Raw genomic sequence first — 2,148 nt, forward strand, 5'->3', positions numbered from 1 at the left:
GCTTATGGTGTTAAACCTTTAAAGCCCATAAATCCTAACGAAAGGAGTAGCCTAGGTGTCCGTTGCGGACGCTTTACAATTAATGCTGGCTTTCGGTACTTTTATCGTGGCCTTAATCGCATTAATTGTTGAGCTGATCAAAAGTCAGCAAAAAAAATAACCGCCTTAGCTCTGGTCAGCTAGCGGTTATTAAATATCGTTAAAATCTGCCACCGTCTTTAACGGCTCTACATGGGAAGCCCTGTTCTAGCGGGACTTCCTTTTTCTATTACATTATAGCATGTCCCTTAAAAACTGGCTAACGTTTTAGGCTTTGATCAGGTTCAGAATCTGGTTGTTTAATTTCTGGATTCTGTTTAGCAAATGCTTTCAGTTGTTTTTGCGTTCGATTACTGATTTCATGGTGTAAATCATTTAACTTATTTTTTAGTCCTAAGAACCTGTCTAGTATCTGCTGAATCTGGTAGAATTGTGGAAAACCGACTGAGGAGTTTGTCATGCCAGATTCAGCAGATACTAGACAGGTTCTAAGCAATTCAGTCAGGATGCCTGCTATCAACCAATCACTTGTCGCGTTTTTCGCCCCCAGACGAAAGGTATCGTTGAATCGTTAGCCCGAACGGTCGAACGATTACGGGTCTATAACCATGAATTCAGTGATGGCTGCTCAGAAGTCAATAACTTGGACTATTTTTATTCAGTTAATTAGGCAACATTTGAGATACGATTGCGATTATAAAAATTGATATACCAACCAATGGCTGCTTGGACTTGCGTTAATGTTTCGTATGCCTTCAAATACACCTCTTCACGTTTCAATATTGAATGAAATGCTTCCATACGGCCATTATCGTATGGATGTCCTTTGAGTGAATATGAATGTTTCAAGCCATAATTTTGACATTTAATATTAAATTCAGCACTCGTGTATTGTGACCCCATATCTGAATGAATAATTAACGGCTTTCGATGCTTATCTAAAGCCATCTGTAAGGCACTTGTGGCTAGCTCGGCTGTCATTGTATCGCCAATTTTATAGCCCAATACCTTTCTCTTCTCAGGATCCAAAACGGTCGCTAAATAGACCCATCTGTGGTTAGTCAACTGAATATAAGTGATATCTGTTTGCCAAACACCGCTCAAATCATGCAAGTGTCTAATCAGATTGGGTTTTTGATCAACAGTCACCACAGTTTTTGGCTTTCGATAACGTTTTTGCATGCGTGATCTAATCCCTAATTCACGCATTAATTTGAGTGTCATATATTCAGATATTTTTGGACAGTCATTGTTTAGTTGACTATAAGCAGCAATACGACGATAGCCATAAAATTTAAAGGTTTTCCAAACGTCTAAAATATAAGGTTTTAGGGATTCTCTACGCTTTTCTTGTTGACTGGGCTGCCAATGGCGCCAATTGTAATAGGTACTAGATTTGATTTTAAGTGCACTTAAAATACGCACAAGCGCGTAGCCTTGTGCTAAAAATTGGTTAACGAGCGGCAATCCCACATTACGGACTATTTTTTGGCTAGTAAGATGGCCGCTCGCTTTAAAATTTCGTTTTCTTCCTCCAAAATAGCGAGGCGCTTCTCTAGTTGCTTGACGTCTTTTAAAGTCTTTGACTGACCCTTGATCATGATTGGGGTAGCTTGTTTAACCCAAATAGCAATAGAATCTTTCGACGGACCAAATTCTTCTGCTAATGATTCAAGTGAACGGCCTTCTTGGTGAAGTTTAACCAATGAATCTTTGAAATCTTGTGAATAACGAATTGACATAAAAATACTCCTATACTTTCATTTTACGGACTGAATAAAAATAGTCCATTTTTTTAGTATAAGAGCAGTATAATATGAAGTGAATATTAGGGAAGCCATAAAATTAACGGGGTCAATCATTTCCGGTTTATGATTCTGGTTGGGGATGATGGACACTTGAGTTAATTTTCGGTAGAAGAGTTTAGCCATGGCTCAATTAATAGAAACCATGAATGTCGAGCATCTAAGTGGGACAGATTATATTCGTTCTAAAATAGGTTGTGCTTTCAGATTGTAATGGTTATAATTGGCGTACTTAGAAAAAGGGAGTGGCAGTGATGAAAAAGAACTGGCAATTAATGATGGTGCTTGCTGTAAGTGCCATTGC

The 2,148-nt window shown here is 38.5% G+C and carries 3 protein-coding genes and 1 pseudogene; 2 read left to right on the forward strand and 2 right to left on the reverse strand.

Annotation, left to right across the window (positions count from 1 at the left end):
* Positions 1 to 82 precede the first annotated feature (82 nt).
* Complete coding sequence (locus tag FD47_RS14245; RefSeq protein WP_076661461.1) at positions 83 to 160, forward strand: putative holin-like toxin; 78 nt, start codon at positions 83 to 85, stop codon at positions 158 to 160.
* Positions 161 to 535: 375 nt separating this feature from the next.
* Positions 536 to 685 (forward strand): annotated as a pseudogene (locus tag FD47_RS15975) (IS21 family transposase); the annotation flags it as partial.
* 20 nt (positions 686 to 705) lie between these two features.
* Here the strand turns inward: FD47_RS15975 and FD47_RS14255 are convergent.
* Both FD47_RS14255 and FD47_RS14260 read right to left on the reverse strand, forming a co-directional pair.
* Positions 706 to 1,512 (reverse strand): IS3 family transposase, encoded by an 807-nt coding sequence (locus FD47_RS14255; RefSeq protein WP_054736697.1) that lies wholly within the window; start codon positions 1,510 to 1,512, stop codon positions 706 to 708.
* Positions 1,513 to 1,520: 8 nt separating this feature from the next.
* Positions 1,521 to 1,781: a transposase gene (locus FD47_RS14260; RefSeq protein ID WP_045353638.1), complete on the reverse strand. Its 261-nt coding sequence runs from the start codon at positions 1,779 to 1,781 to the stop codon at positions 1,521 to 1,523.
* Between the last annotated feature and the right edge of the window lie 367 nt (positions 1,782 to 2,148).

This window comes from Lentilactobacillus parafarraginis DSM 18390 = JCM 14109 (assembly GCF_001435895.1).
Lineage (GTDB): Bacteria > Bacillota > Bacilli > Lactobacillales > Lactobacillaceae > Lentilactobacillus > Lentilactobacillus parafarraginis.